This window comes from Alteromonas sp. G4i35, assembly GCF_054960375.1.
Map to the genome: position 1 here is coordinate 90,513 of NZ_JBHNZD010000007.1, position 24,994 is coordinate 115,506.

Below are 24,994 nucleotides of genomic sequence, written 5' to 3' on the forward strand. Positions count from 1 at the left end.
CTCAGTGATTTACGCCTCTACTGTTTTTGCGACTGAGTCTCTCAGAATAATCTGATCTTTGCCCGCGTGCTTAGCTTCGTATAAGCGCGCATCAGCCACTTCTAACTGCGACTCCAAGCACTTGTGTTCCTCGGTACATACGCCGATACTGCACGTGATATTGAACTTGAGATTGGTAAAAATAGTAGAGCGCACTGCATCCATAAACGCTGAAAGCGCAGATAGATACACTTTAGGTGGCCTTACCGATACCACTGTAAATTCTTCACCCCCATAGCGCACAATAAGATCGTCGGGGAAGTAATCTTTTAACAATGCTGCAAATTCCTGCAATAACATGTCACCCGTTTTATGGCCGTAGGTATCGTTTACACTTTTGAAGTTGTCAGCATCGATCATAGACACAATGACATCCTTTCTCGACGCTTTATTGGCAAATAACTCCTCTGCTTTTTCGTAGAGAAAACGGCGATTGTATACCTTGGTTAGCGGGTCTAAGTTTGCTGAATTTCTAATGGTTTGAATCATTTCTTGTGATTCAAGGTTTTGCATAATTCTGCAGTAGAATTCTTCGTGATAAAACGGTTTGGACAGGAAGTCATTGGCGCCGCTTTTAATGAATTTAGAGGTCAACACGCTGTCGCCGTTTGCCGATAAACCGATAAATACCAAGTCTTGCATGCGTTTTTCGTGGCGTATTGCTTTAACTAGTTCATAGCCGTCCATATTGGGCATACGGTGATCGGCAATAACCATTTTAATATCGCGGTGATTATCAAGCTCTTCTAACGCTTCTAAGCCATCGTTCGCTTCATGTACCTGAAATTGGAATTTGCGAAGTAATGAACAAATGTGATTTCGGCTCGTTCTAGAATCTTCCACCACCAACACTTTGGTAGTGAGATTCTTTCTTAAACGGTCTACAAGTTTAGACACTTGAAGGTATGAATAGCGAGACTCTTTTGTGATGTAATCCAGTACGCCCTGATCGAGTAACTGAGCACGGGTAAATTCGTCGAAATTTCCAGTAAGTACGATGGTTGGAACGTTGTAGGAAAGTGCAAGCTCAACGCTCTCGCCGTTGGGCGCGTCGGGAAGGTTTAAGTCGACGATGGCTGCCAAGTATTCGGTGTCACTCTCGAGGGCACTTTTCGCTTCCGCAAGATCTTCGCACAGATCACACGTAAAGTGAGGATTATCCTCAATAAGTTTGTTTACAATCTTTCGGACAGTGAGACTGTCTTCTACTACAAGAACTTTATACATGTGATCTACTCTCGGCACTTAGGCTTCGATAATAACCAATTATAGACAAAAAAGCCCTCAAAGAGAGGGCGTTTTATACTTATGTCTAAATAATTTTATTCTTATGTAACATTGCGTTGTACTAACTTTGTTCAGCGGGAACACGCACGGAGCCTTCCATCAAAATACGTGCGCTTCTGCTCATTACAGCTTGCTTAATTTGCCACTTGTCGTCTTCAAACGTAGCTCTTGCTCCTACTCTAAGCGTTCCAGATGGATGCCCAAAAGTAACCGAGTCTCTTTCGTCGCCGCCAGCTGCGATATTTACAAGAGTGCCGGGTATCGCCGCAGCCGCTGCGATCGCGACTGCTGCCGTGCCCATCATAGCATGATGAAGTTTCCCCATAGACAGTGCGCGAACCAATACATCAATGTCTGAACCCAAAATATCTTTGCCACTGGAAGCTTGGTAACCTCTTGGAGGTGCAACGAACGCGACTTTTGGTGTGTGCTGCCTGTTTGCAGCTTCACCCACATCATTGATGAGCCCCATCTGAACCGCGCCGTGTGCACGAATTGCTTCGAACTTGGACAGCGCCTCGGAGTCGCTGTTTATATCATCCTGCAGTTCAGTGCCTGTGTAGCCAATATCTTCTGCGTTGATGAAAATAGTAGGAATACCCGCGTTTATCATGGTCGCCTGAAGTGAGCCTACGCCTGGAACTTCAAGTGTGTCGACTAATCGTCCTGTCGGGAAGATTGCCCCTTCACCGTCAGCTGGGTCAACAAAGGCCACTTCTACTTCTGCGGCAGGGAAGGTGACACCGTCTAGTTCAAAGTCGCCCGTTTCTTGTACTTCCCCGTTAGTCATTGGCACCCTAGCGATAATGGCTTTGTTGATATTGGCTTGCCAAATGTTGACGGTGGCAATGCCGTTTTCTGGTAATTTACTTCTATCCACTAGCCCATTGGTTATCGCAAATGCGCCTACGGCTGCCGTTAGGTTTCCGCAGTTTCCACTCCAGTCTACGAATGGCTTGTCTATGGCTACTTGACCAAATAGGTAGTCGACATCGTAACCTTCACGTTCACTTTTGCTTAAGATAACAGTTTTGCTGGTACTTGATGTAGCACCGCCCATACCGTCGGTTTGTTTACCGTACGGATCGGGGCTGCCAATTACGCGCAGAAGCAGGGCATCGCGCGCCGGACCTGGCTTTAGCGCGGCTTCTGGCAAATCGGTTAAATTGAAAAACACACCCTTACTGGTACCGCCACGCATGTAGGTAGCCGGTACTCGAAGTTGTGGCGCATACTTTGTCATGTTTTTTCCCCTCAGCTAGCTTCAGCTTCTAAGAAGTCCTTGGCGAAGCGCTGTAATACCCCGCCTGCGCTGTAAATAGAGACTTCTTCTGCGGTATCTAGGCGACAGGTTACTGGTACTTCTAGCTGCTCACCGTTTTGGCGGTTTACTACTAGCGTAAGCGTTGCCCCTGGTGACGGTTCGCCGCTTACGTCGTACGTTTCTGTGCCATCTAGCTCAAGGGTTTTACGTGTTGTGCCTGGTTTAAACTCAAGGGGTAATACGCCCATACCAATTAGATTAGTGCGGTGAATACGTTCGAAACCTTCAGCTACAATCACTTCAACACCCGCAAGGCGCACGCCTTTGGCTGCCCAGTCACGTGACGAGCCCTGACCGTAGTCGGCGCCTGCAACAATGATCAGTGGCTGTCTTCGGTTCATGTAGGTTTCAATGGCTTCCCACATGCGCATAACTTGTCCTTCTGGCTCAACGCGCGCCAGTGAACCTTGCTTCACTTCACCGTTTTCCAGCACCATCTCGTTGAACACTTTCGGGTTCGCAAGGGTAGCGCGCTGTGCGGTTAAGTGGTCACCACGGTGTGTGGCATACGAGTTAAAGTCTTCTTCCGGTAAGCCCATTTTGTGGAGGTATTCACCTGCCGCGCTGCTGGCTAAAATAGCGTTTGAAGGCGACAAGTGATCGGTGGTGATGTTATCTCCCAAAATAGCCAGTGGACGCATACCTTTCATGGTGCGCTCAGCATCCATCGCGCCTTCCCAATAGGGCGGGCGACGAATGTAGGTGCTCATTTCACGCCAGTCATAAAGCGGGTTAATGTCTTTGCCGTAGTCCACGCTTAAATCGAACATTGGCTCGTACACTTTTCTGAAGTGCTCTGGCTTCACCGATTTCGCTACAATAGCGTCAATCTCTTCATCGCTTGGCCAAATATCTTTAAGCGTTACTGGGTTGCCTTCTTTGTCGGTGCCCAATATGTCTTTTTCAATATCAAAGCGCACGGTACCGGCGATGGCGTAAGCTACAACCAGTGGTGGCGATGCTAAGAATGCTTGCTTTGCGTAAGGGTGAATACGGCCGTCGAAGTTACGGTTACCCGACAATACTGCTGTTGAGTAAAGATCGCGGTCGATGATCTCTTGCTGAATTTTGGGGTCTAGCGCGCCGCTCATACCGTTACAGGTAGTACACGCAAAGGCAACCACGCCAAAGCCTAAATCTTCCAGCTCGCTCATCAGGTTAGCTTCTTCAAGATACAGCTTAACGGCCTTAGAGCCTGGTGCTAGTGAGCTCTTAACCCACGGCTTACGGGTTAAACCGCGCGCGTTGGCATTTCGAGCAAGTAAACCTGCAGCAATTACATTGCGTGGGTTAGATGTATTGGTACAACTTGTGATAGCCGCGATAATAACCGCGCCATCAGGCATTTTGCCTTCCTCCTCGGTCCACTTCGCTGCTATACCGCGACTTTCTAAATCGCTGGTAGGTAAACGTGCGTGTGGGTTAGAAGGGCCAGCCATGTTGCGGCCAACAGCAGAAAGGTCGAACGTAAGCACCCGCTCATACTCGGCAGTTTCTAAATCATCAGCCCATAAACCTGTGTGCTTAGCATATTGCTCAACTAGCGCAATTTGCTTTTCCTCACGCCCTGTTAGGCGTAAGTAATCGATGGTTTGCTGGTCAATGTAAAACATGGCTGCAGTGGCGCCGTATTCCGGTGTCATGTTCGAAATAGTAGCACGGTCGCCCAGCGTCAGGTGCGATGCACCTTCACCATAGAATTCAAGATAAGCAGAGACTACGCGCTCTTTACGCAAGAATTCAGTAAGCGCTAATACAATGTCGGTAGCCGTAATACCTGGCTGTGGTTTGCCGGTAAGTTCAACACCTACAATGTCGGGCAAACGCATGTAAGACGCGCGGCCCAACATTACGCTTTCCGCTTCAAGACCGCCCACACCTACGGCAATAACGCCAAGAGCATCAACATGCGGCGTATGGCTGTCTGTACCCACTAGCGTATCAGGGAAGGCAACGCCGTCGCGAGCTTGAATAACCGGCGACATACGCTCCAAGTTGATTTGGTGCATAATGCCGTTACCCGGGGGGATAACATCCACGTTCTTAAATGCCGTTTTTGTCCAGTTGATAAAGTGGAAACGGTCGTCGTTACGTCTGTCTTCAATTGCACGGTTTTTTTCAAACGCGTCTTTCTCAAAACCAGCATGCTCTACAGCTAATGAGTGATCCACAATCAACTGTGTTGGAACTACGGGGTTAACCTTCGCCGGATCGCCGCCTTTTTCGGCAATAGCATCGCGAAGCCCCGCTAAGTCTACCAGTGCCGTTTGACCTAAAATGTCATGACACACTACGCGAGCAGGAAACCACGGAAAGTCCAAGTCGCGCTTGCGATAAATCAGCTGTTTAAGTGAGTCGGTAAGCATTTCAGGGGCGCATTTACGCACCAAGTTCTCAGCCAGTACACGTGAGGTGTAAGGCAGCTTGGCGTAGGCGCCAGGCTCAATAGCATCTACCGCTTCACGGGTATCGAAAAAATCGATACCCGCGTTAGGAAGCGGTTTACGGTAATCAATATTCATAAAACCCCAACCTTAATCTTAAGCGCGTTCGCTAATAGCTGGCACTGGGCGTAGTTCTTCGCCGGTATATTCTGCTGACGGACGAATAATACGGTTGTCAGCGCGCTGTTCCATAACGTGTGCCGCCCAACCAGTTAGACGAGACATTACGAAGATTGGCGTAAATAGCGGTGTAGGAATACCCATGAAGTTATACGCAGAGGCGTGGAAGAAATCGGCGTTACAGAAAAGCTTCTTCTCGCGCCACATCACTTCTTCACAGCGAACAGACACAGGGTAAAGTACGTCGTCGCCCACATCGGCAGCCAGTTTTTCAGACCATTGCTTAATGATCTCATTACGCGGGTCTGACTCAGAGTAAATCGCGTGACCAAAGCCCATGATCTTCTCTTTACGCTCAAGCATGCCCATCATTTTTTCTTCTGCGTCATCAGCAGAGGTAAAGCCCTCGATCATTTCCATGGCGGCTTCGTTAGCACCACCGTGAAGCGGGCCGCGAAGTGAGCCGATAGCACCCGTTACACAAGAATGCATATCAGATAAGGTTGAAGCGCAAACACGTGCAGTGAAGGTAGACGCGTTAAATTCATGCTCAGCATAAAGAATTAACGATACATGCATGACCTGTTCGTGAAGTTCACGCGGCTTTTCGCCGTGAAGCATGTGAAGGAAGTGACCTCCAATTGAGTCGTCATCGGTTTCAACGTCTACGCGCACGCCGTCGTGCGAGAAGCGGTACCAGTAACAAATGATACTTGGGAAGCAAGCTAACATACGATCCGTAACATCTTGTTGCTGGTCGAAGCTGGTTTCCGTTTCAAGGTTACCTAGCATTGAACAACCCGTGCGAAGTACGTCCATTGGGTGAGCATTTTTTGGTATGCGCTCTAGCACTTCTTTAAGCGCGGTAGGAAGGCCGCGCATGCTGCGAAGTTTTGTTTTATAAGCGTCTAGCTCAGACTGGTTAGGTAGCTTGCCCTTTAGAATAAGGTACGCTACTTCTTCAAATTGACAGTTTTGCGCTAAGTCTTTTACGTCGTAGCCACGATACGTTAAACCAGAACCTGATTTACCTACGGTTGATAATGCTGTTTTGCCTGCAACTTGGCCGCGTAAACCCGCGCCACTTAACTGTTTAGCCATCTTGTTGTCTCCGGTCTTGTAAAATTTGTAAGGTACTTTTTTAAAAATTTAGAAATAAAAACTATATTGAACTCATCAGGCGAGTGGGGTGCCTCGCACCTCACTCGCTTCCTGCTGTTTCGTATTCGTGTTAGTTCTTACCTTCTGCGAATAGAGCATCTAGTTTTTGCTCGTACTCGTGGTAGCCAAGATAATCGTACAGTTCCATGCGTGTTTGCATGCTGTCGACAACGGCTTTTTGGTCGCCGTTTTCAAGTATAGATTTGTAAACCATTTCTGCTGCTTTATTCATCGCACGGAATGCACTTAGTGGGTAAAGCACCATGTCGGCACCCCATTCACCAAGCTCTTCTTTATTCCATAGTTCGGTTTTGCCGAACTCAGTGATATTGGCAAGGATCGGAACGTCTAGCGCTTCAGCAAATGCACGGTAATGTTCTTCGGTTTGCACTGCTTCGGCAAAAATACCGTCAGCACCTGCTGCAACATAGGCTTTTGCACGTTCAATGGCTTTGTCTAAACCTTCTTGTGCGAACGCGTCGGTGCGCGCCATAATGAAAAAGTCTGGGTCAGTTCTGGCGTCAACTGCAGCTTTTATACGGTCTACCATTTCTTCTGTGCTAACAATTTCTTTGTTAGGACGGTGACCACAGCGCTTTTGCGCAACCTGGTCTTCCATATGAACTGCCGCCGCGCCTGCTTTTTCCATGTCGCGAATAGTTTTGGCAATGTTAAATGCGCCGCCCCAACCGGTGTCGATGTCTACCATTAGCGGAAGATCGCACGCGCTGGTAATGCGCTGAACGTCTGCAATCACATCATTAAGTGACGTCATGCCTAAGTCCGGTAGGCCGTAAGACGCATTCGCTACGCCTCCACCTGAAAGATAAATCGCTTGGTGCCCAATAGCCTTTGCCATCATGGCAGTATAGGCGTTAATGGTGCCGACAATTTGTAGCGGTTTGTTGTTCTCTAATGCGGTTCTGAATTTCTTTCCTGCACTCATGATAATCACTCGCTTATTTGAAAGTAGGGTAGAGGTGAATTAGGTATGAAGAAGACTGAGTGGTGTTAACCATGATTAAGCTTCTTCTCAATATTATTTTTTGAATAAAGAATATGGCGACGCATTAGCATTTCAGCCAGTTCCTCGTCGCGATTGGCAATAGCGTTAACGATGTGTCTGTGTTCATCAAAGGCGGTACTTACGCGAGGGCCAGCCATACCGAGCTGTACGCGATACATACGAACAAGATGGTAAAGCCCGTCTACAAGTACGCTGATGAGATGATCGTTTTTACTGCCGGTTACAATTCTGTAGTGAAAGTCTACATCGCCGGCTTCTTGATAATAGCTTTGACCGTCTTTTACTTTATCGAAGTGGCTATCAAGCAACGCCTGCATGTCGGCAATTTCTTCATCGCTCATGTAGCGTGCAGCCAAGCGGGCGGCCATACCCTCTAATGCTTCGCGCACTTGGTATAGCTGAATAAGGCCTTCGGGGGACAGTGCAACCACACGGGCACCCACGTTAGCTTTACGTTCCACCAAGTGACAGGTAGCGAGACGATTGATGGCTTCACGAATAACGGCGCGACTGACTTCATACTTTGTCGACAATTCCATTTCACTCAGCTTACTGCCTGCTGGAATGATACCCTCAACAATATCCTTTCTTAATTGAAAGAAAGTGCGGTCGGCATTGGTGATGGCTTGTTCGCTTTTTACTAACACTGTATAGAATCTTAAAATGACTAATGTCGACAATATATGCCCATTTTGGCGTTTTTTCAACCTTAAAAGGTTTGGATTGTCGACAACGAGAGTAAGATATTAGTCTGATAGTCTTGTTTAGCGGCCTGTGTTGACAGTTGTGCAATGGTTTAATGCGATACGCAAACAGAGCCATGTGTCAGCTTACGTCTATTAGGCGAACCTTGCGCAACCATATTGATTGCTACTGCCCGGACGGAAGAGGGAATTTGGTAACGAAAGTTACATACAGAGGTTCTGAGCTAAAGAATGATTCAAGCCAATGGTGATTTGTTTAAAGTTTGTCCATCTGGTCTAGGTCTTCTTTACTTTATTCGCTTAGGTGTTGTGAAGAGATAGAGTAAATTATCTTTATGGTATCTAATTGTTTTTATAGAATTTATACATACTTTTTGTTTGATGCTTAACCTAACCAATTAGTCTAATTTTGAAGTCTTATTTTAGTAAAAGTGTAATATTTTACTTTGCAAGATCGTAATCTAACGGTAACATATCGTTCCAGTCTTCAAGCCTAAATTCTTCGTACTGAATTTTAGAGGGCTGGAAAAGTAAGTTCTACTTTTAAAGCAGAGTTTCATTGAAAGTAAGTTTGTAATGTTTTATTACGACTTACTTTTTTATTGCCTGTAATCCAGTATAAGCACAAGGTTATGTGCGCCTCTTAAATTAGTGAGTTTAGTCTTTCAAAGTTCCAAAGAAGAACTTGAAGCGGCCTAAAAATATTATTACACCTAACACTCACGCAAAGGGGTTATACCATGAAAACCAATACTGACGTGTCTAAGGCACTCGCCAGTAAGCTTTCACCTGTCGCACTAGCAGTAGCGATGACCGTTCCAGCAATTTCAAATATTGCCGTTGCCCAAGAAGCAGAAGCAACTGAAGAGCAACAATTTGAAGCCATTACCGTTACCGCAACAAAACGCCCTCAAGTTATCTATGAAGTTCCCATTGCTATTAGCGCCTTCGATGGCGACAAGTTAGCTGACCAAGGTATTACTGACCTGACTGACGTTGGTAAATTCGTTCCAAACCTAAATGTTACTGGTTTCTCTGCCGGCCACACGTCGTCTGTAAACCCATTTATTCGCGGTATTGGTCTTCAAGATCACCTAATCACAACCGATCCGGGTGTGAGTGTATATGTAGACGGTGTTTATCTGGGCCGTCAGGTTGGTCAAAACTGGAGCCTAAATAATATTGAGCGTATCGAGGTACTTCGTGGCCCTCAAGGTACGCTATATGGTCGTAACTCGATTGGTGGTGCAATTAACATCATCACAAAAGAGCCAGACCAAGGTGATGTAACCAAAATCAACACTGAATTTGGTACACGTGGTCGCGTTAAAGCTGATCTTTTTGTTAACCACGGTCTTTCAGAAACCGTAGCGTTTAACATGAACCTGTCATTTAACAAGCGCGATGGTCTTGGTGAGTTCATCAACGTACCTAACGCCGAGTACGATGTTGGTGAGACTGAAGATGTTTCTGGCCGCGTTTCTCTTAAGTGGGAGCCATCAAATGACTTCCGCATGGTATTAACTGCAGATGCTAACAATGGTGACGGCGGTCTGCGTCCTTACACTGTGCTAATTGATGAAGTGGGTTCAGATCGCTACTTCGGTGGTCAGAATGGTGTTGGCGTACCGTTACGTAACACAGATGTGACGCCTGAAGGCGCTGATATCTACGACAATGCAACAGGTACTGAAGCAGTAACTGGCGTGTCGAACGAAGCGCGTGGTCTTTCACTCACTACTGAGTGGGACATTAACGAAGACTACACTGCAAAGGTTGTTGCAAGCCAGCGTACATCTAAGTACAAAGCAGGTCTTGATGATGACGGTACAATTTACTCGTTAGATCAGTTCCCTGAGCGTGGTGAAGCCGATCAAACATCAATCGAACTTCAGCTTAACGGCTATATCAACGAATACACTGACTTTGTTGCTGGTGTTTACTACTTCAACGAAGAAGGTAGCAACCGTCAAGGTGACGACTCTAGTTTTGACGGTGGGGCTAACCTGCTAGAACTCGATCAAGAAACCACTTCAAAAGCGGTTTACGTTAACGTTCGCCGTGACTTAACTGATGAGCTTAGCCTTTCTGGTGGCCTTCGTTACACGAAAGATGAAAAAGAAGCATCAGCGAACGTATTTTCAGCACTTGGTACTATCTATGATTCAAATGATTGGGACGAAGTGACGTGGGAACTCGCCACTAACTACACATTTGAAAATGGCATGACAGGCTATGCGACAATTCAGTCTGGCTACCAGTCGGGTCAATTCCCAGCACGTCCTTACTGCCTAATTGGTGAGTTCTTCGGTGCAGGTGGCTTTGATGATATCGAAGGCGCTCAAGCGGCGGTTCGCGCAAATAACTGTTTTACGGCGTCTGACAATATTACTGCTACTAACTATGAAGTAGGTATTAAAGGTCGTGTGAATGATTACTTCGACATTAGCGTTGCAGTATTTAACACTGAGTTTGAAGATCTTCCTTACCAAGTAAGTCGCGTGAGCGAAGGTGGTTTCGACACCGCAAACCTTGTGGTAGAGCAAACATCTCGTGGTGTTGAAGCTGATGCTACGTTTACCTATGGCAACTTCAGCATGATGACCAGCGTTGGTTATATGGATGTTGATGTTGAAGAGCAAGATGGATTCAATCCTGTAGCGCCACTTACTCCAGACCTAACCCTTGCAATTGGTCCGCAGTATACCTTTGAGCTTGATGGTGGTGATTCAATTCGCGTACGTGCAGATTACTCATATCGTGCAGAAATGTATGGTGAGCCTACTTCAGCACCTGAGCGTATGACTAAACTTGATAGCCGTGAGCTTGTTAACTTCGACATCGCTTATACGCCAGCGAATGATGCGTATACTGTTGCACTTTACGGTCGCAATATTTTTGATGAGCGTTACGACAATGCACGCTTGAATACAGGTGACTACATCCTGAAAATTCTAAGCAACGACGCAAGCGAGTTTGGTGTTAGATTCTCAACTGAATTCTAATAGCTACAACGAGTTACAATTATAAAGCCAGTCTAAAGACTGGCTTTTTTTTGCTTATTTTTTCTTGTTTTATCTTCATTATTAGCATAGTTTTAAAACTGTTCTAAAAATGCCCAGCAACTATTTATGAAAGTGAAAGCACTTTACGGTATTGGTTTTCTTGTTGTTAATATGCTTTTGTCAGGGTGTACCTACACGGTGTATTTACCCGACGATGAAGATATAAACGCGAAGAAAAACGGCAAGGTTGCAGTTGCTAAATCTGAATTTGGTAACCAATGTCGTTATAGCGGAAACGGTGAGTATGGCGCGTGCCCAACGTCAAATAGTGAAATGGTTGGAACATCGTGTTCTTGTCCAACACCTTCAGGGCAGATTATGGGAACGGTGTCGAAATAGAAGACGTGCTTTTGTAGTAAGTAGGGCCTTTCAATCATACGGAGATGGAGCGTGGGATTGTTTACCAGTTTTAAAAAATCGCGGTTAGAAAAAAAGTTTAAGAAAAACGAATGGGTAATCATTCAACCTATTCCGTTCGCTCAATTTGAACAACTTATCGTAGACCATGTAGACGGAGGTTGGGAAATAGAAGATGACTATGAACGGCTCGCTGAAACGAATGCTAAGTGGCAGTGTGAATTACGCAAAGGTACGAGTATTTTAACCTGCGTATGGACCGCCAAACAGCAAGGTATCGTATACGGTCCCGAACGCGTGCTTACCGGTTTGTCTGAAAAGCTAAAAATACCGACGTCTACAGCAATTGCTACGACGTGGTTTTAAGCCTTTATTAGAGCCAACCTTTTTGTTTAGCTATGCGAGCAGCATCTACGCGGTTGGTCGCATCGAGCTTTGAAATAGCCTCTGAGAGGTAGTTTCTTACCGTACCTTCAGATAAAAACAGTGATTGAGCAATGCCTTGGGTTTTAAGCCCTTCTGAAGCAAGTTTTAGTGCGGACATTTCTTTTTGCGACAGTGGATTGTTGTCGTCAAGAGCCATGATGGCGAGCTCAGTCGAAATTACCTTTTCTCCCGCAGAGACTTTGTGAATGGCATCTATCAGGTAGTCGCTGTCAGACTCTTTCAATATAAAACCCTTAACCCCTAAACTTAATGCACGCTTGATGTAGCCTGGTTTAGAAAAGGTAGTCATCAATACCACCTTGGTATTGAGATTTTGCTTTGCAATGTGGGCGGCTAGATCTAGCCCTGAAACCAGCGGCATTTCAATATCGCTCAAAATAATGTGTGGTGCAGGGTTATCATTTAAATAATCAATGGCTTCCTTTCCATTACTGCACTTTTTAACAATGGTTAAGTCGTCTTCTAATGACAGAAGCATGGCAATGGCATCGCGAACCAGCGACTGATCTTCAACAATCAAAATGGTAGTTGGCGCTTTTGAGTTCATAGGGAAGCCTTATGTGACAAAGCTTGCTCGGCAGTAAGCTGAACCCTGACAATAGGGTGGGGAAGGAAAGAAATGTCCACATCCGCATGAATAGACGCCGCGCGTTCTCTAATTCCCATTAATCCGTTTCCTTCTTTAATTGATGCGGTGTTCTCAACTACGCCATGATCTTTATAGGTCATTTTCACGGTTTGCTCATTAACTTCAAGATCAAGGGATACCGCGTTACCGTTTGAATAGCGCAAGGTATTGGTTGTCAGCTCTTTGATAATAAGCGCAAGCTGGCTTTCTTGTTTAGCGCTTAAACGTGCTTCAGCGCCGCCTTCAATATTGGTTGTAACATTAAAGCCGTTTTCTTCTAACAGTGATTTGTCTTTTGCTATTTCATCGCTAAGAGAAAGCTGCTTGATATCTGACACTGCTTGACGAATATCACTCAGTAGCGCTTGAGAAAGTTGTGCCAGCGCTTTTACCTCGCGATGCGCGTCTTCAATCTTATCTTTGCTTATAAGTTTATCGGCCAGTTGTGCCTTTAACGAAATAGAGCTGAGTGCGTGACCCGCAACATCATGTAAGTCTCTGCCTATTCGCTCACGTTCAGCGATCGCAGACAATACTCGTAGTGCTTCGGCCTGCTGGCTCTCTTTCAGACTATGGAGCGTTTCTTTGCGCTCCATAACACCAAACCCGAATAGCACTAAGCTGTTGAGCATCGAAGCACTTAAAAGAAAATGTGCGTTATTAAATACGGTAATGTGCAGTGACACGAGTACCAGCATCATCACGCCTATGCTCATTATGCCTGTCTTGAGCGAATTGTAATAACCTACGATAAAAGCAATAAAGCCGATAATGGTTGCGCCACCAGGGTTTTGAAAGCTGCAAGCTACAGAAAGTAGAAACATGAGTAGCAAATAAGTGGGCAGTGTTTTAACAGGCTGGTTTATGGCTTTAATGTAAAGAATGACAAAGCTAAGGTATCCCAGGGTTTGAAGTACCCATGTTTCGATGGGAAGAGGACGGGAAATAATAAGCGGAACAAAAAAGAACAGTGAAAAAAACAAGCTTCCGTGAGACCAGCGCTTTTTCCGTCCACTTGCCAAAAGGGGCATGTCAGGCGCGGCGCTCTCGTTTTTGACGGCAGGCACCGCGCTGTTACTATCTTGTATGCTTTTATTGCTGAGCATTGTGAGTACTTCGTCCCTACTGAAATACAACGGCAGACTTGCTAGTAATTAGCAGCGTACCAGAGATAATCAACATAATACCCAGCACGGCATAAATGTCGAAAGTTTGTTTCCAAAATACCACCGAAGCAGCGGTGATAAGTGCGATTCCCATGCCCGACCAAATGGCGTAGGCGACCCCAATTCCCATATTCTTTAAGACCATGGCAAACAGCATTCCAGATATCGCGTAGAAAAAGATAGCGCCGTACCCAAAAGCCCACTTCTCCCATCCGTTCGACATTTTAAGCAGCATGGTAGCGGTAACTTCGGTGATAACTGCAACTGCCAAAAGTAAATAAGTCATAGTGCATTCCTTCTTAATTAAAGTGAAATTAGTTAGATTTGATTGATTGAAAACGACGTTCAAGGGTAATTAATGACACAATGTAGACAGCGACAATCACAGCCGATATTGCCTCTACCCGTGCATCGGGAAACAAGTACCAGGCGGCGACAATGCCGAAGGTTCTGGTTAGCGTGTGAAAGTAGCCTATCCAGTGTTCGATAGCCCATGATAAAGGCATCCACATCAGGCCTGCGAGAATGCCAATACTCAATGGAACGGTGGTGTGGTCGATGGCTGCAACGGGAAGCGCAATGGCAAATACCATTAGGCTCATGATCATGCCAACGAAGAAAAGACGATCAAAACTATTCTTTGCCGCCTTCTTGGCAAAAAATCGCTCACCGGTGAGGTAGGAAAGACCTGCACCGAGGTAGAAGATGGCACCTGTGCCGATATACAGCAACCAGGTTATGGTTAATTCAGATACAAAGGGAGCGCTGATACCAAGTAGAGCCCAAACAACAGTGCCTGCCAGCGGCATGGCAATGAATCGGTTCTTTTTAAAATCTTCCCGCTGCTGTTCCAATGGGATGGAAGCATTTTGAACGGGAGTTATTGATGAAGCGTGAGATACTTGTTCCATAAGCTTTACCTGATGTAGTAATGTCTATAGGTAAAGTATGCCGAGGTACCTCAGATTGCGTTAGTCACAAACGTCACCAATCGCGTATGACAATTGTCATCAGTTCACTTAATGAAGCCTATTAACTAAGTCTGTCGTGCTTTTTTCGCTTTTCGTTTGTTTAAAACTGAATCACCATCTTCCTTAGACAGCATTAAGCTATCGTAAATGCTGACAAGTGCTACTGCAGCCATAAACATCATAGATAGCGTAAACGTTTGTAGGTTTGGCATATTGGCGCTTTGTCCAAGAATGAATGCTGCAGCAGCGATAGCAAGCGCAGAAAGGGTAATGCCAAGACCGCGGTTCATTTGCATTAAAATGGCGCCTAGCGTGTTTGCGTCTCGCATTTTATTGGGGGGGACGTCGGCAAAAGCAATGGTGTTTATTAACGTTAAGTGCATTGAGCGAGTAATACCGTTAACAAATAAAATAACGGCAATAGTAAATGACGATGTGGAGTGATTTATCATCGCGAGCGCCACAAAACCAAGGGCGATGAGCACGCCGTTTACTACAAGCACGCGTTTGAAGCCGAAGGTATTCATGATCCACGTTGTCGCTGGCTTTATCGCTAAGTTTCCAGCAAACAGCCACAGCAACAGTGAGCCGGCTTCTACAGGTGAGTAACCTAATCCAAGCTGGAGCATGAGTGGCACAAGAAACGGTGCACTGCCAAGTGCGACACGCATAACAGAGCCGCCAAACACAGTAAGCCGGAAGGTTTTGTGTTGCATCGCATCGAAAGAAAATAGTGGGTTCTTGGCCGTTTTTACGTGTTTGACTGCCAATACCATGAGTACTAAGCCAATAGCGATGATGCCAAGTGGTCGAATAAGCTTGTCGCTGGTACTCGCTAAAAACTCGATCCCCGCCATAAACAGCGCAAAGCCGATACCGGTGAGCAAAAAGCCTTTAATATCGAATTTACCTACATTGCCTTTAATGTTTTTAAGGAGATACAGTGACGCGATGATAGCGATTATGCCCAGTGGAATATTCATATAAAAAATCCACTGCCAACTGAAATGAGTGGCGATGTAACCGCCTAGCACAGGGCCTAGTAGCGGTGCGCTTAACGCAGGCCAGGTTATAATGGCCACGGTTTTTACCAGCTTTTCCTTTGGCAAGTCCCGCAGAACCACTAATCTTCCCACGGGAACCATCATTGCCCCGCCTAAACCTTGAAGAATGCGAGATAAGGTAAATTCGAATAAGCTAGTACTCAGGCCACAAAGGACCGAGGCAAAAGTGAATACGGCAATCGCTGCTACAAATATAGTGCGTGCGCCAAATTTATCGGCTGCGTAACCACTTAATGGAATAAAGAGTGTTACGGCTACCAAGTATGCCGATACACCAATAGATAAGTGGGCTGCCGGCACATTGAAGTCGGCAGCAATGACAGGTAACGCCGTGGTGATAACCGTGGCGTCTAAAATTTCCATAAAGAGTGCCCCTGCAACCAAAAGGGCAGTGGCGAACTCTCTATTGAACAATTTCAAAGGCTCTAACTACGCGCGCGACACCCGTAATATTACGAGCAATATCTACAGCGGCTGTGGCTTCTAAATTGGTTAACCGACCCATCAGGAATACTTCTGAATCTTGAACCACTACCTTAACTTGTAGAGCAGGCACTCGTTCGTCTGCCACAATTTTAGTACGCACTTTTGACGCTAACCACAGGTCGTTGGCTTGTGTGCCTGCACCTATCGCCTCGCCAATTCTAATTTGGTTGTGAATTTTTTTGATATAGCTTACTTCTTGGGCGCGGCGCACAGCTTCGTCAACTAAGCCTTGGTTTGGCGCTTGCCCGGTTAGCAACGCTACACCGTTATAAACATCCACTTGAAGGTTAGCCTGCTCTTTAAGCGCATCGCTTTTCGACCATTGATACGACACCGCAGCATCGGCATTTTGGTCATCAAGCTGCGTGCCCACAGTACGTCTGTCATTAGCCACTTTCGCAGCCATAGCGCCTGCAGCTCCAACGGCCACTACACACCCTTGCAATGTAAGAATTAGGGCTAATAAAGAACCCAGTAGTCCCAAATTTTTCACTTGTGTCCTCGTTATCTGTTTTATACCAATCCGCATAGATCATTGCCCACTCAGAAGGCGCTGGCAAGCTTCATAGCAAAGCGTGGGAATGCAGGAATGGCTGTTCCCTTTCAAATTCCCAGAATGAAGCTAGGAAGCTTGCCAGACCTTCCCGAAGGGCGAGTTTAAAATGTTCGTACTCTTTGTTGTGTCACCTTGATGTAGAACCACTATACCTACGGTAACACGCCGCGATTACGAACATTTTAACTCTCGCTGAGTGGGTAATTATCTATGCGGACTGGTATTACTACTCGTCGCCGTGATCGGCAGGGAATAAGCTGTCGTCAATGCATTCACATAAATTGTGAATTACCAGTAAATGAACTTCTTGAATACGCGAAGTGCGGTTTGACGGCACGCGAATTTCAACATCATGTTCACTTAAGAAGCCCGCCATTTCACCGCCGTCTTTGCCAGTAAGCGCGACAATGGTCATATCGCGAGATAATGCCGCTTCCATCGCTGCTATGACGTTACGAGAGTTACCGCTGGTTGAAATAGCCAACAGTATATCTCCGGGTTGGCCGAGCGCCCGTACTTGCTTCGCAAATATTTCTTCGAAGTTATAGTCATTCGCAATAGACGTCAGGGTTGAGGTGTCTGTGCTTAATGCGATTGCCGGTAAGCTGGGACGGTCGCGCTCGTAGCGATTGAGCATGTTGGAAGCAAAATGTTGCGCATCACCTGCAGACCCGCCATTACCACAGCTCAGTACTTTATTACCTCTAATTAAGGCTTCAACGATCATGTACGCCGCTTTCTCAATATGCTCTGGCAATATTTCCGATGCCGCTATTTTGGTTTGTATGCTCTCGGTAAAATTCGCTTTTATCTGTTCAATCATGTGTCATCTCTTTTTTTTCACCACACGGCAGACCATTTAGTGAAATTTTTTGCGCTGCATTACAGCGCCTTGATTTTTGTAATGGCCAGTATCTGAAAGTCAGACGTTTAAACTGTGGCCTCAGCGCGAGAGAAAAACGGCCTAACGTTTATCGCTCGCGATAATCAACTCGCATTTACTATTGAAGCGTGCGAAAAAACTCAACCAGGTTTCTAGCTTCATCTTCAACCTTAAAATTTTTCACAACGTGTTCGCGTCCGGCTTTGCCCATTTCTGCGAGTTTGTCCATATCTGAAAGCAGCAAATCCATCTTTTCTGTGACAGCTTGCTGGTCTTTGGTAGGAACAATATACCCATCAACGCCTGGCCTAATGATGTCTTCCCATGCGCCCGCCTGAGTAGCTAATACCGCAGCCCCAGCACTCATGGCTTCAGGTACAGTTAATCCAAATCCTTCGTTATAGCTAAGAGCACTTACTAATGACAGTGCACTGAAGATTCTAGGAATTTGCTCAAACGGCAATTCACCGGTGAAAACAATTCGGTCAGTTAACCCGGCTTTAGAAATTTTTTCTTTAAGCTCGTTTACAAATTCTTGGTTACTCGAGGATATGGCACCTACAACTACTGCGTTCACGTCAGGGTATTTGGGCAATACTTTGATGCACGCTTCAACAAATAGATGAACGCCTTTTTGCTCTCTAACTCTGCCCAGAATACCAATGCCGTACTTGCCGCCGTAGCCTAATGCTTGCCAAGCTTCTTGCTTGTTTTCTGCTGGCGTGTAGTTGTCTATTTGCACACCGTGGAGATTTATCTTGGCGGGGGGCTTATTTAAATATTTTGCAGAGCGATTACTCATTGCAATAACCGCATCCATTTTGTTGCTTAACCACACCGTAGAAGCCGAACGCTTTCGCTGAGCGGCAGAGCTAAATACAAGCTTTATTTTGGCGCGAAACACGTATTTGAGGATCACACCCTGAATCATCTCGTCAACGCGACGTGCATGAAAAATTCGCCACTTACCATTACTAAGCGGGCGTCGACACATTTTTGCGACCTCCCAAAAAGTAATAGTCATTGATGGGTCTGGAACAAAATGCTTGCCCATTATCCGCAAATTAATCATATGCTTCTGTAGCGATGTTACTTGCAGCATCGTAGACGTTACGCCAGAAAAATTAGAGCTGGAGTTGCCGACTATTAGCTCTATTTCTTGGTTATCAACGCTGCTGGACGAAACCTTGTTGTTGGGATGACTCATTATTTGTGGGAACCTAAGAAACTTTCATCAAACCGATGAAGGGTTGCAAATCATAAGATAAAATAAACGGAATACGTCTGACATAAAGACATTTTCATCAATATCGGCCACGCCCATCGTTGGCGTACGCTTCTAGTCCTCTTTGGGGGACATCAGTTTAAAAGCTGGATATTGTCAGTCTTTAGCCCACGTTCTTCAACCACTGAAGGTTGTCTCCGTCTATGGCTACAACGTCTATTCGCAGAGAAGTAGACGCTGGATTTAAGCCATTATCTAACAAATAGAAATCAAACGCAGCCTGAATTCGCTGGAGCTTTTTGGCAGTCACAAACTCTAAAGCACTGCCAAACTGATTTCGTCTTCGGTATTTAACTTCAACGCACACTATGGTGCTGCCGTCTTGCATTACAATGTCGAGCTCGCCACGCCGAGTGTGGTAATTTCGACATCGAAGAATAAGGCCTTGTTCCATCAGATATTTACAGGCCTTGTCTTCTGCTGCACTCCCTTGCAGTGTTGACATAATTTTACTCCGAAAGCATTTGAACTTTTTCGTTACGAATAATTGCCTGAGGCTGTTTGCGTATTACTTCACCTTGTTGATTAAGGGAAAGTGTACCCGTTAACCCTTCGTGTGAAAGATATTTCAGCGTGTTAAGCATGCCTAGCTGAGGCAACAACTGATAGGCATCAAAACCGAAGGCAAATAAACGTTTTTGCATAGTATTTTGATTTTGCCAAGCCTGTTCAACCTCCTGCTGAAGAGGTTGCCAACTATGTGAAGGCATTAACCAAGGCATGTCGATAAAGTGCACATTCTGCAGGTCACGCCATTGGTTTTTCCCGCTGTCGTAATCCATTGAACGAGAGGTGGCATACACGGGGACTTGTTTGCCATCGTATGGGTTTAAGCTCGCTTCGATAATGGGGTTAAGCAGTTCTGTGTCTTGAGGTGAGGCAAATGCAACAATGGCATCAATATCACGCCTACTGCGAGGCATGTTGTACACTTCATCATTTGTCATGTACTCAATTTGATTGATACGCTCGTTGCTTTGCGCCACATCTAGCGCCTGTGTAATTCCCTCTCGAAGTGAATTACTGTCGTTAAACGATACCGACGTTATGTTGGCTCGCTGCTTGTTTTCCTGATTGTTGAGCATTCGCCAGTGCTTTTTAAAGGTGTCGTCCATTCGCTGGTACAGACTGCTTTGTGCGGCAATAACGATAGGCGCACGATATCCTTTATTAAAGATAAATTCAGCAAGCTGCTTTGCTTCATCTTCTGGTGCTAGCCCGTAATAATTCAGCGAGGTAGGCAAGCCTAATGAGTGGAGTTCATTTTGTGTGTCATCACCTGCGAGACCTGTACCAGAGGCAAGAGCATCATCGGCTATCGCCGGATTAGATGATCCTGTTGCCAACCCTTTAGCAGACGCATTGTCTGGCAATTCGTCAGGCCTGTTTAATGCAAGTACGTTCACACCAAGCGGCAAACTGGGAATTAAACGCTCAACAGTGTCTTTTAAAAGAGGGCCAATGATGAACTTGGTATCGCCAATTTCGCTGAGTAAATGCTGTGTATCTACTTCGTTGGTGTCGATAAAACGAAGACGAGGTAGAAGGTGTTCATCTTGGCGCTTTTCAACATCGGTGTAATAAGCCGCCATGATGCCATTTTTAACGACTTGTCCTGTGCGAGCTAATCTGCCAGAAAGTGGTAGTAAAACCGCAATATCGTTGGCGCCAGCATCGGTAAGCTGGGTTGCTTCAATCACGTTTTCAGGCAAAGCGTTTTCTAATACATGACCGCGATAAACCTGCTTGAATTGCTGCAGGCTTTTGACTAATTTTTCCGGTGACGACGCGTTTTCTTCGGTTAGTTCGCGAAGAGTAATGAAAGGAGAAAGGTCGGGATAAGCACTGCCTACTGAATCTAGTGACGATGCAGGAATGGAGGTAATCCACTGCCAAACTTGTTGCACTTTTTCATCGTCAGTAAGATTGGTCTTTAATACGCTATTCGCTGCCGCAGCCAGGTTGCCTTGCTGCGTGAAGAGCTGGGTTTGAAGCTCCGCTTTTTGGAATGCGGTTTCGCCTGTACCGGTTACGCCATCCAACATAGCCAGCAATTCTTCTGCCGAGGCATCAGGCATTCCCGCATAGGCTTTGGTTACCAGAAGGGAGTAATAAGATTGATTTACACCTGAAATACCGTCTTCTTTTACCTCATATAGCACTTGCTGAGCCAAAACGGGCTGTTGATTTTGAAGGTACAGGTCAGCCGCTTGCAGCAACAGCGTATCGCGCTGTTCTTTGTTGCGGGTGCGCTCCCATACTTTTTTTGCTTCAAGGAGTTTGTGCTCAGGTGTGACGTTATCTTCAACCTGTGTGGTTTCAATTGGGGTAGGTTCCACTACCACAGGCTTTGACTGGGTTTTAGGTGTACTTCCACAGCCCGTTAGCACCAATACAGAAGCGACGGCTGATAGCGTAAAGATTTTTCCAGCTTGTCCAATATGACGCACAGTTTCATTCCTTTTACATCGTTATAGGCCAAGTTTATCTTAACCAGTGTGAAAATCTACGCTTGCCAGCATAATCTGGACTAATGGCGTGATACACTTATCGCATATTCTTCAAAATTAACGTAAGACTTAATCACTGTTATGACAGACACCGCCACCTTATATATTGTTCCAACACCTATCGGTAATTTAGACGACATAAGTGCCAGAGCAATACGCGTATTAAGTGAAGTAAGCTGGATCGCTGCCGAGGACACCCGTCACAGCGCTCGACTCTTACAGCACTTTAGCATTGGAACGAAAACTCTTTCTCTGCACGAGCATAACGAAGATAAGCGCACAGCAATGCTTTGTGAGCGTTTAAAGGGCGGCGAGTCGGTAGCATTAATAAGTGATGCTGGAACACCGTTAATCAGCGACCCGGGCTTTGTTTTGGTACGCAAGTGCCGTGAGCAAGGTATTCCGGTTAGCGCTCTGCCGGGCCCATGTGCTGCAATTACAGCATTAAGTGCTTCGGGACTGCCAACAGACAAGTTTATATTTGAAGGATTTCTACCGGTTAAAGTGCAGGCACGTGAAAGCGTGTTGTCAGCGCTAATAGATAGAACGTTCACCACTGTTTACTATGAAGCGCCACGTCGAATTTTAGACACCGTTACTGATATACAGCGCGTTCTAGGCGATCGCCAGATTGTGGTAGCGAAAGAGTTATCCAAAACCTTCGAAACCTACGTGAGTGGCAGCGCGCAAGATGTAATTGATTATCTCAATGCGGATGTTGCGCACCAGAAAGGCGAATTCGTGGTCATGATTGGCCCTGCGAAGGTAAGTGACCAGGAGATACCCGGTGAGGCAATGTCGTTGCTAAGTGTATTGTGTGAGCACATGCCGCTTAAAAAGGCCGCTGCGGTGGTCGCCACTCACTATGACTTGAAAAAGAATGCGCTTTATCAAGCTGGGCTAGACGCAAAAGCGTAGACATGTTGTTGATCTTAAGGGCCTTGGAATAAATACAAAGGAGTGTAATTCACGTCAACTGCTCAGTTCAAAAAGGACTGAGGTTTATGGAGGCTCATATGACAAGAACACTCAAAATCACCATGTCAGAAGGAAAATGGTTAGTTGATATATTCTCTCAAGCTAACGACTCAGGTGTGTACGATTTAATCCACCCTAATACCTTTGCGGAAGTTTCTCTAAATGAAGGCGAAATGTACGGCTTTCGTTATAGCCTGCATGGAAAAGCAGGAACGTCATTTAAAATTGAGTTAGATGACGAAGTGCTGGCTGAAGGTGAGCTAGACAAATCTGAGGCGGCGTCGGGAAGTGGAGTTGTATAGTCTCTAGAACAGTGTTTAGCGATTATTCTGCACGCTTTTATTGTATACTCGCCTGTTTTAGAAGCTCTCTTTAGGATTGAAGTATGCGCCAAACCCTTTCTGTTATTGTTATTACCAAAAACGAAGAAGACCGCATAGCCCGTTGTTTGAAGTCTATCGAAAAAATAGCAGATGAGATTGTTGTTCTTGATAGTGGTAGCACAGATAAAACGGTTGAAATTGTTCACCAATTTACAGACAAAGTGTTTGTTACAGATTGGCAGGGCTTTGGTGTTCAAAAGCAACGTGCTCTGGATAAAGCAACGTGCGATTGGGTTTTATCGCTCGACGCAGATGAAGAAGTGGACGAGCAGCTAGCGTCCACTATCTCAAAACTACTCAAGTCCGAGCCCACTCATAACGCTTACAAATTACGTTGGCGCAATATTTTCCTTGGAAAAGTTACCAGATTTGGAAGGACTGGCAGGGCACCTACAAGGCTTTTTAAAAGAGAAGCGTCACATTTCACCAAAGATATTGTCCATGAAAAAGTGGTACATCAAGGTGAGGCAATTTGTTTGAAAGGTGGCTATCTAAAACATTACTCAGTGCGTGATTTTGAACACTTGCTACATAAAAATCGCGATTACACATGCCTAATGGCGACTAAAAAATTTAAGGCAGGTAAAAAGAGCCATGGGCTTGCGTTGGCATTATTAAGGTCAATGCTAACCTTTATCCAAATCTATATTTTCCGCTTAGGGCTCTTGGATGGAAGTAGAGGATTCCTGTTCGCTGTTTTGTTCGCACAATATCAGTTTAATAAGTACGCAGGCCTTTGGGCGCTAGAACAGACATAATCGAACTCATAATTTGCATTTACGAACCTAAACAAAAAGCCCGTGACGTCAATGTCACGGGCTTTTTTTATAGAGAATAGCTAACTGATTTTTCGTCTCAAGTTTAAGACAAGCGACCTTTAAAGTCTTCGTAGCTAAATTCGCGAACTAGTTCGAAATCGCCGTTAGAACGCAGAATGCCGATAGCAGGATGTTCTACACCGTTGAAGAAGGTGGTTTTTACCATGGTGTAATGCATCATATCTTCAAACTGTAATCGATCGCCGGGCTTAAGCGGCGCATCGAATGAGTAGGTATCAATGACATCGCCAGCAAGGCACGAATTGCCACCTAGCTTCACATTATATGCTTTTTCATTAGGCATACCCGCGCCCAAAATTGTAGGGCGATAAGGCATTTCCAGCACATCTGGCATATGTGCAGTAGCTGAAATGTCTAGAATAGCGATATCTCCGTCATTTTCTACCATATCAACCACTTCGCAAATTAATGGCCCTGTCTGCCATGCTACCGCAGACCCTGGCTCAAGAATTACGTCTAGGTGTGGGTAACGGGCTTTAAAGTCTTTTAATGTGTTGATGAGGTGCTCAACATCATACCCTTCACGGGTCATCAGGTGTCCGCCACCTAGGTTTAACCACTTTAATTGACCAAGCCATTTGCCAAAACGCTTTTCAATGGCTTCAAGCGTGCGTGCAGTAGCAAAAGAATCACACTCACAAAGGTTGTGGCAGTGAAATCCTTCAATACCCGATAAGTCTGCGCCTTCTAGCTCACTAGCACGTATGCCTAAGCGAGAACCTGGTGCAGCTGGGTCGTACAGTGGCGTATCTGCTTCTTGATGCTCAGGGTTTATACGAAGGCCTAACGACACGCCTGCTAGCACGTCTTTATGCGCGTTCCACTGGGTCAAACTATTAAAAGACAGGTGATTAACAAGACCCGCCAATTCCTTTGCGTCATTAACCTTGTACGCAGGAGAATATGCGTGAACTTCTTTACCCATCTCTGCAGCAAGTTTCGCTTCCCAAACCGAACTGGCCGTTGCTCCGTGTAAGTACTGTTTGATGATGTCGAAGCAAGACCACATAGAAAAGCCTTTAAGCGCCAAGATAATACGCGCGCCAGATTCGTCTTGAACCTGTTTCATCAGCTCAAGGTTTTTAATTAATTTTGCTTCTTCCAGCACGTAGCAAGGAGAGGGAATATCAGTACGTTGAGTTAAATCGGTCAATGGGATAAAGCTCCAAAAAATAAAACGGCTTTCAACATTTATCAAACGCCTAATGTATTACATTACAGGTCGTAGCTCAAAACTACTCTGTATCCTACATTCCAGTAATCTGATCTA

General features: G+C 45.6%; 23 protein-coding genes. 6 read left to right on the forward strand and 17 right to left on the reverse strand.

Going from position 1 to position 24,994, the window contains the following annotated elements; all coding sequences use genetic code 11:
• Positions 1–9: 9 nt before the first annotated feature.
• The 6 genes from ACFI6L_RS05780 to ACFI6L_RS05805 form a co-directional block, all read right to left on the reverse strand.
• Complete coding sequence (locus ACFI6L_RS05780) at positions 10–1,266, reverse strand: response regulator (RefSeq protein WP_371342334.1); 1,257 nt, start codon at positions 1,264–1,266, stop codon at positions 10–12.
• 121 nt (positions 1,267–1,387) lie between these two features.
• The gene (gene prpF, locus ACFI6L_RS05785) at positions 1,388–2,569 is read right to left on the reverse strand and encodes a 2-methylaconitate cis-trans isomerase PrpF (protein WP_462573581.1); all 1,182 of its coding nucleotides are present in this window, start codon (positions 2,567–2,569) and stop codon (positions 1,388–1,390) included.
• 11 nt (positions 2,570–2,580) lie between these two features.
• Complete coding sequence (gene acnD, locus ACFI6L_RS05790; RefSeq protein ID WP_462573582.1) at positions 2,581–5,172, reverse strand: Fe/S-dependent 2-methylisocitrate dehydratase AcnD; 2,592 nt, start codon at positions 5,170–5,172, stop codon at positions 2,581–2,583.
• A gap of 18 nt (positions 5,173–5,190) precedes the next feature.
• On the reverse strand, positions 5,191–6,315 hold the full coding sequence (gene prpC / locus ACFI6L_RS05795) for a bifunctional 2-methylcitrate synthase/citrate synthase (protein ID WP_202942013.1): 1,125 nt from the start codon (positions 6,313–6,315) through the stop codon (positions 5,191–5,193).
• 130 nt (positions 6,316–6,445) lie between these two features.
• Positions 6,446–7,321, reverse strand: a complete 876-nt coding sequence (prpB, locus tag ACFI6L_RS05800) for a methylisocitrate lyase (RefSeq protein WP_014950533.1) — start codon at positions 7,319–7,321, stop codon at positions 6,446–6,448.
• Between the two features lie 65 nt (positions 7,322–7,386).
• Positions 7,387–8,049 (reverse strand): GntR family transcriptional regulator, encoded by a 663-nt coding sequence (locus tag ACFI6L_RS05805; RefSeq protein WP_014977261.1) that lies wholly within the window; start codon positions 8,047–8,049, stop codon positions 7,387–7,389.
• A gap of 797 nt (positions 8,050–8,846) precedes the next feature.
• Here ACFI6L_RS05805 and ACFI6L_RS05810 point away from each other — a divergent pair.
• The 3 genes from ACFI6L_RS05810 (at position 8,847) to ACFI6L_RS05820 (ending at position 11,894) form a co-directional block, all read left to right on the forward strand.
• Positions 8,847–11,111 carry a TonB-dependent receptor gene (locus tag ACFI6L_RS05810; RefSeq protein ID WP_462573583.1) on the forward strand — a complete coding sequence of 755 codons (2,265 nt, stop codon included), beginning with the start codon at positions 8,847–8,849 and terminating at the stop codon, positions 11,109–11,111.
• Between the two features lie 126 nt (positions 11,112–11,237).
• Complete coding sequence (locus tag ACFI6L_RS05815; protein WP_462573584.1) at positions 11,238–11,510, forward strand: hypothetical protein; 273 nt, start codon at positions 11,238–11,240, stop codon at positions 11,508–11,510.
• Between the two features lie 51 nt (positions 11,511–11,561).
• A complete protein-coding gene (locus ACFI6L_RS05820) occupies positions 11,562–11,894 on the forward strand; it encodes a hypothetical protein (RefSeq protein ID WP_462573585.1) in 333 nt (110 codons plus the stop codon).
• Between the two features lie 7 nt (positions 11,895–11,901).
• Here ACFI6L_RS05820 and ACFI6L_RS05825 read toward each other — a convergent pair whose 3' ends face one another.
• The 10 genes from ACFI6L_RS05825 to ACFI6L_RS05870 form a co-directional block, all read right to left on the reverse strand.
• On the reverse strand, positions 11,902–12,522 hold the full coding sequence (locus ACFI6L_RS05825; RefSeq protein ID WP_462573586.1) for a response regulator transcription factor: 621 nt from the start codon (positions 12,520–12,522) through the stop codon (positions 11,902–11,904).
• Positions 12,519–13,709 (reverse strand): sensor histidine kinase, encoded by a 1,191-nt coding sequence (locus ACFI6L_RS05830; protein WP_462573587.1) that lies wholly within the window; start codon positions 13,707–13,709, stop codon positions 12,519–12,521. Before ACFI6L_RS05830 ends, ACFI6L_RS05825 begins: the two co-directional genes overlap by 4 nt.
• Positions 13,710–13,725: 16 nt before the next feature.
• Positions 13,726–14,055 (reverse strand): DMT family transporter, encoded by a 330-nt coding sequence (locus ACFI6L_RS05835; RefSeq protein ID WP_014950526.1) that lies wholly within the window; start codon positions 14,053–14,055, stop codon positions 13,726–13,728.
• A 28-nt stretch (positions 14,056–14,083) separates the two neighbouring features.
• Complete coding sequence (locus ACFI6L_RS05840) at positions 14,084–14,680, reverse strand: DUF7010 family protein (protein WP_075176855.1); 597 nt, start codon at positions 14,678–14,680, stop codon at positions 14,084–14,086.
• A 125-nt stretch (positions 14,681–14,805) separates the two neighbouring features.
• Positions 14,806–16,188, reverse strand: a complete 1,383-nt coding sequence (locus ACFI6L_RS05845) for an MFS transporter (RefSeq protein WP_331284381.1) — start codon at positions 16,186–16,188, stop codon at positions 14,806–14,808.
• Between the two features lie 19 nt (positions 16,189–16,207).
• On the reverse strand, positions 16,208–16,783 hold the full coding sequence (locus ACFI6L_RS05850; RefSeq protein ID WP_014950523.1) for a BON domain-containing protein: 576 nt from the start codon (positions 16,781–16,783) through the stop codon (positions 16,208–16,210).
• A gap of 289 nt (positions 16,784–17,072) precedes the next feature.
• Positions 17,073–17,669 (reverse strand): phosphoheptose isomerase, encoded by a 597-nt coding sequence (locus tag ACFI6L_RS05855; protein WP_014950522.1) that lies wholly within the window; start codon positions 17,667–17,669, stop codon positions 17,073–17,075.
• A gap of 178 nt (positions 17,670–17,847) precedes the next feature.
• Entirely contained in the window at positions 17,848–18,936 is a 1,089-nt protein-coding gene (locus ACFI6L_RS05860) for a glycosyltransferase family 4 protein (RefSeq protein WP_014977256.1), read from the reverse strand.
• A 181-nt stretch (positions 18,937–19,117) separates the two neighbouring features.
• Positions 19,118–19,459 carry a YraN family protein gene (locus ACFI6L_RS05865; protein WP_069944823.1) on the reverse strand — a complete coding sequence of 114 codons (342 nt, stop codon included), beginning with the start codon at positions 19,457–19,459 and terminating at the stop codon, positions 19,118–19,120.
• A 4-nt stretch (positions 19,460–19,463) separates the two neighbouring features.
• Positions 19,464–21,464 (reverse strand): penicillin-binding protein activator, encoded by a 2,001-nt coding sequence (locus ACFI6L_RS05870; protein ID WP_462573588.1) that lies wholly within the window; start codon positions 21,462–21,464, stop codon positions 19,464–19,466.
• A 141-nt stretch (positions 21,465–21,605) separates the two neighbouring features.
• On the opposite strand from ACFI6L_RS05870, the gene rsmI reads away from it, so the two are divergent.
• From rsmI to ACFI6L_RS05885, 3 genes are all read left to right on the forward strand, one after another.
• Entirely contained in the window at positions 21,606–22,442 is an 837-nt protein-coding gene (rsmI, locus tag ACFI6L_RS05875; protein ID WP_342290205.1) for a 16S rRNA (cytidine(1402)-2'-O)-methyltransferase, read from the forward strand.
• A 98-nt stretch (positions 22,443–22,540) separates the two neighbouring features.
• Positions 22,541–22,804 carry a hypothetical protein gene (locus ACFI6L_RS05880; RefSeq protein WP_342290206.1) on the forward strand — a complete coding sequence of 88 codons (264 nt, stop codon included), beginning with the start codon at positions 22,541–22,543 and terminating at the stop codon, positions 22,802–22,804.
• Between the two features lie 83 nt (positions 22,805–22,887).
• The gene (locus tag ACFI6L_RS05885; protein ID WP_458733774.1) at positions 22,888–23,643 is read left to right on the forward strand and encodes a glycosyltransferase family 2 protein; all 756 of its coding nucleotides are present in this window, start codon (positions 22,888–22,890) and stop codon (positions 23,641–23,643) included.
• A gap of 103 nt (positions 23,644–23,746) precedes the next feature.
• On the opposite strand, the gene nspC is transcribed toward ACFI6L_RS05885, so the two are convergent.
• Complete coding sequence (gene nspC / locus ACFI6L_RS05890) at positions 23,747–24,877, reverse strand: carboxynorspermidine decarboxylase (protein ID WP_462573589.1); 1,131 nt, start codon at positions 24,875–24,877, stop codon at positions 23,747–23,749.
• Between the last annotated feature and the right edge of the window lie 117 nt (positions 24,878–24,994).

Bases quoted from the DNA above. Each gene is read 5' to 3' on its own strand.
- ACFI6L_RS05880 (WP_342290206.1), top strand. From the start codon at position 22,541: ATGACAAGAACACTCAAAATCACCATGTCAGAAGGAAAATGGTTAGTT.
- ACFI6L_RS05855 (WP_014950522.1), bottom strand. From the start codon at position 17,669: ATGATTGAACAGATAAAAGCGAATTTTACCGAGAGCATACAAACCAAA.
- prpF (WP_462573581.1), bottom strand. From the start codon at position 2,569: ATGACAAAGTATGCGCCACAACTTCGAGTACCGGCTACCTACATGCGT.
- rsmI (WP_342290205.1), top strand. From the start codon at position 21,606: ATGACAGACACCGCCACCTTATATATTGTTCCAACACCTATCGGTAAT.
- ACFI6L_RS05840 (WP_075176855.1), bottom strand. From the start codon at position 14,680: ATGGAACAAGTATCTCACGCTTCATCAATAACTCCCGTTCAAAATGCT.
- ACFI6L_RS05885 (WP_458733774.1), top strand. From the start codon at position 22,888: ATGCGCCAAACCCTTTCTGTTATTGTTATTACCAAAAACGAAGAAGAC.
- ACFI6L_RS05825 (WP_462573586.1), bottom strand. From the start codon at position 12,522: ATGAACTCAAAAGCGCCAACTACCATTTTGATTGTTGAAGATCAGTCG.
- prpC (WP_202942013.1), bottom strand. From the start codon at position 6,315: ATGGCTAAACAGTTAAGTGGCGCGGGTTTACGCGGCCAAGTTGCAGGC.
- ACFI6L_RS05780 (WP_371342334.1), bottom strand. From the start codon at position 1,266: ATGTATAAAGTTCTTGTAGTAGAAGACAGTCTCACTGTCCGAAAGATT.
- ACFI6L_RS05860 (WP_014977256.1), bottom strand. From the start codon at position 18,936: ATGAGTCATCCCAACAACAAGGTTTCGTCCAGCAGCGTTGATAACCAA.
- ACFI6L_RS05810 (WP_462573583.1), top strand. From the start codon at position 8,847: ATGAAAACCAATACTGACGTGTCTAAGGCACTCGCCAGTAAGCTTTCA.
- ACFI6L_RS05865 (WP_069944823.1), bottom strand. From the start codon at position 19,459: ATGTCAACACTGCAAGGGAGTGCAGCAGAAGACAAGGCCTGTAAATAT.
- ACFI6L_RS05835 (WP_014950526.1), bottom strand. From the start codon at position 14,055: ATGACTTATTTACTTTTGGCAGTTGCAGTTATCACCGAAGTTACCGCT.
- ACFI6L_RS05830 (WP_462573587.1), bottom strand. From the start codon at position 13,709: ATGCTCAGCAATAAAAGCATACAAGATAGTAACAGCGCGGTGCCTGCC.
- ACFI6L_RS05815 (WP_462573584.1), top strand. From the start codon at position 11,238: ATGAAAGTGAAAGCACTTTACGGTATTGGTTTTCTTGTTGTTAATATG.
- prpB (WP_014950533.1), bottom strand. From the start codon at position 7,321: ATGAGTGCAGGAAAGAAATTCAGAACCGCATTAGAGAACAACAAACCG.
- acnD (WP_462573582.1), bottom strand. From the start codon at position 5,172: ATGAATATTGATTACCGTAAACCGCTTCCTAACGCGGGTATCGATTTT.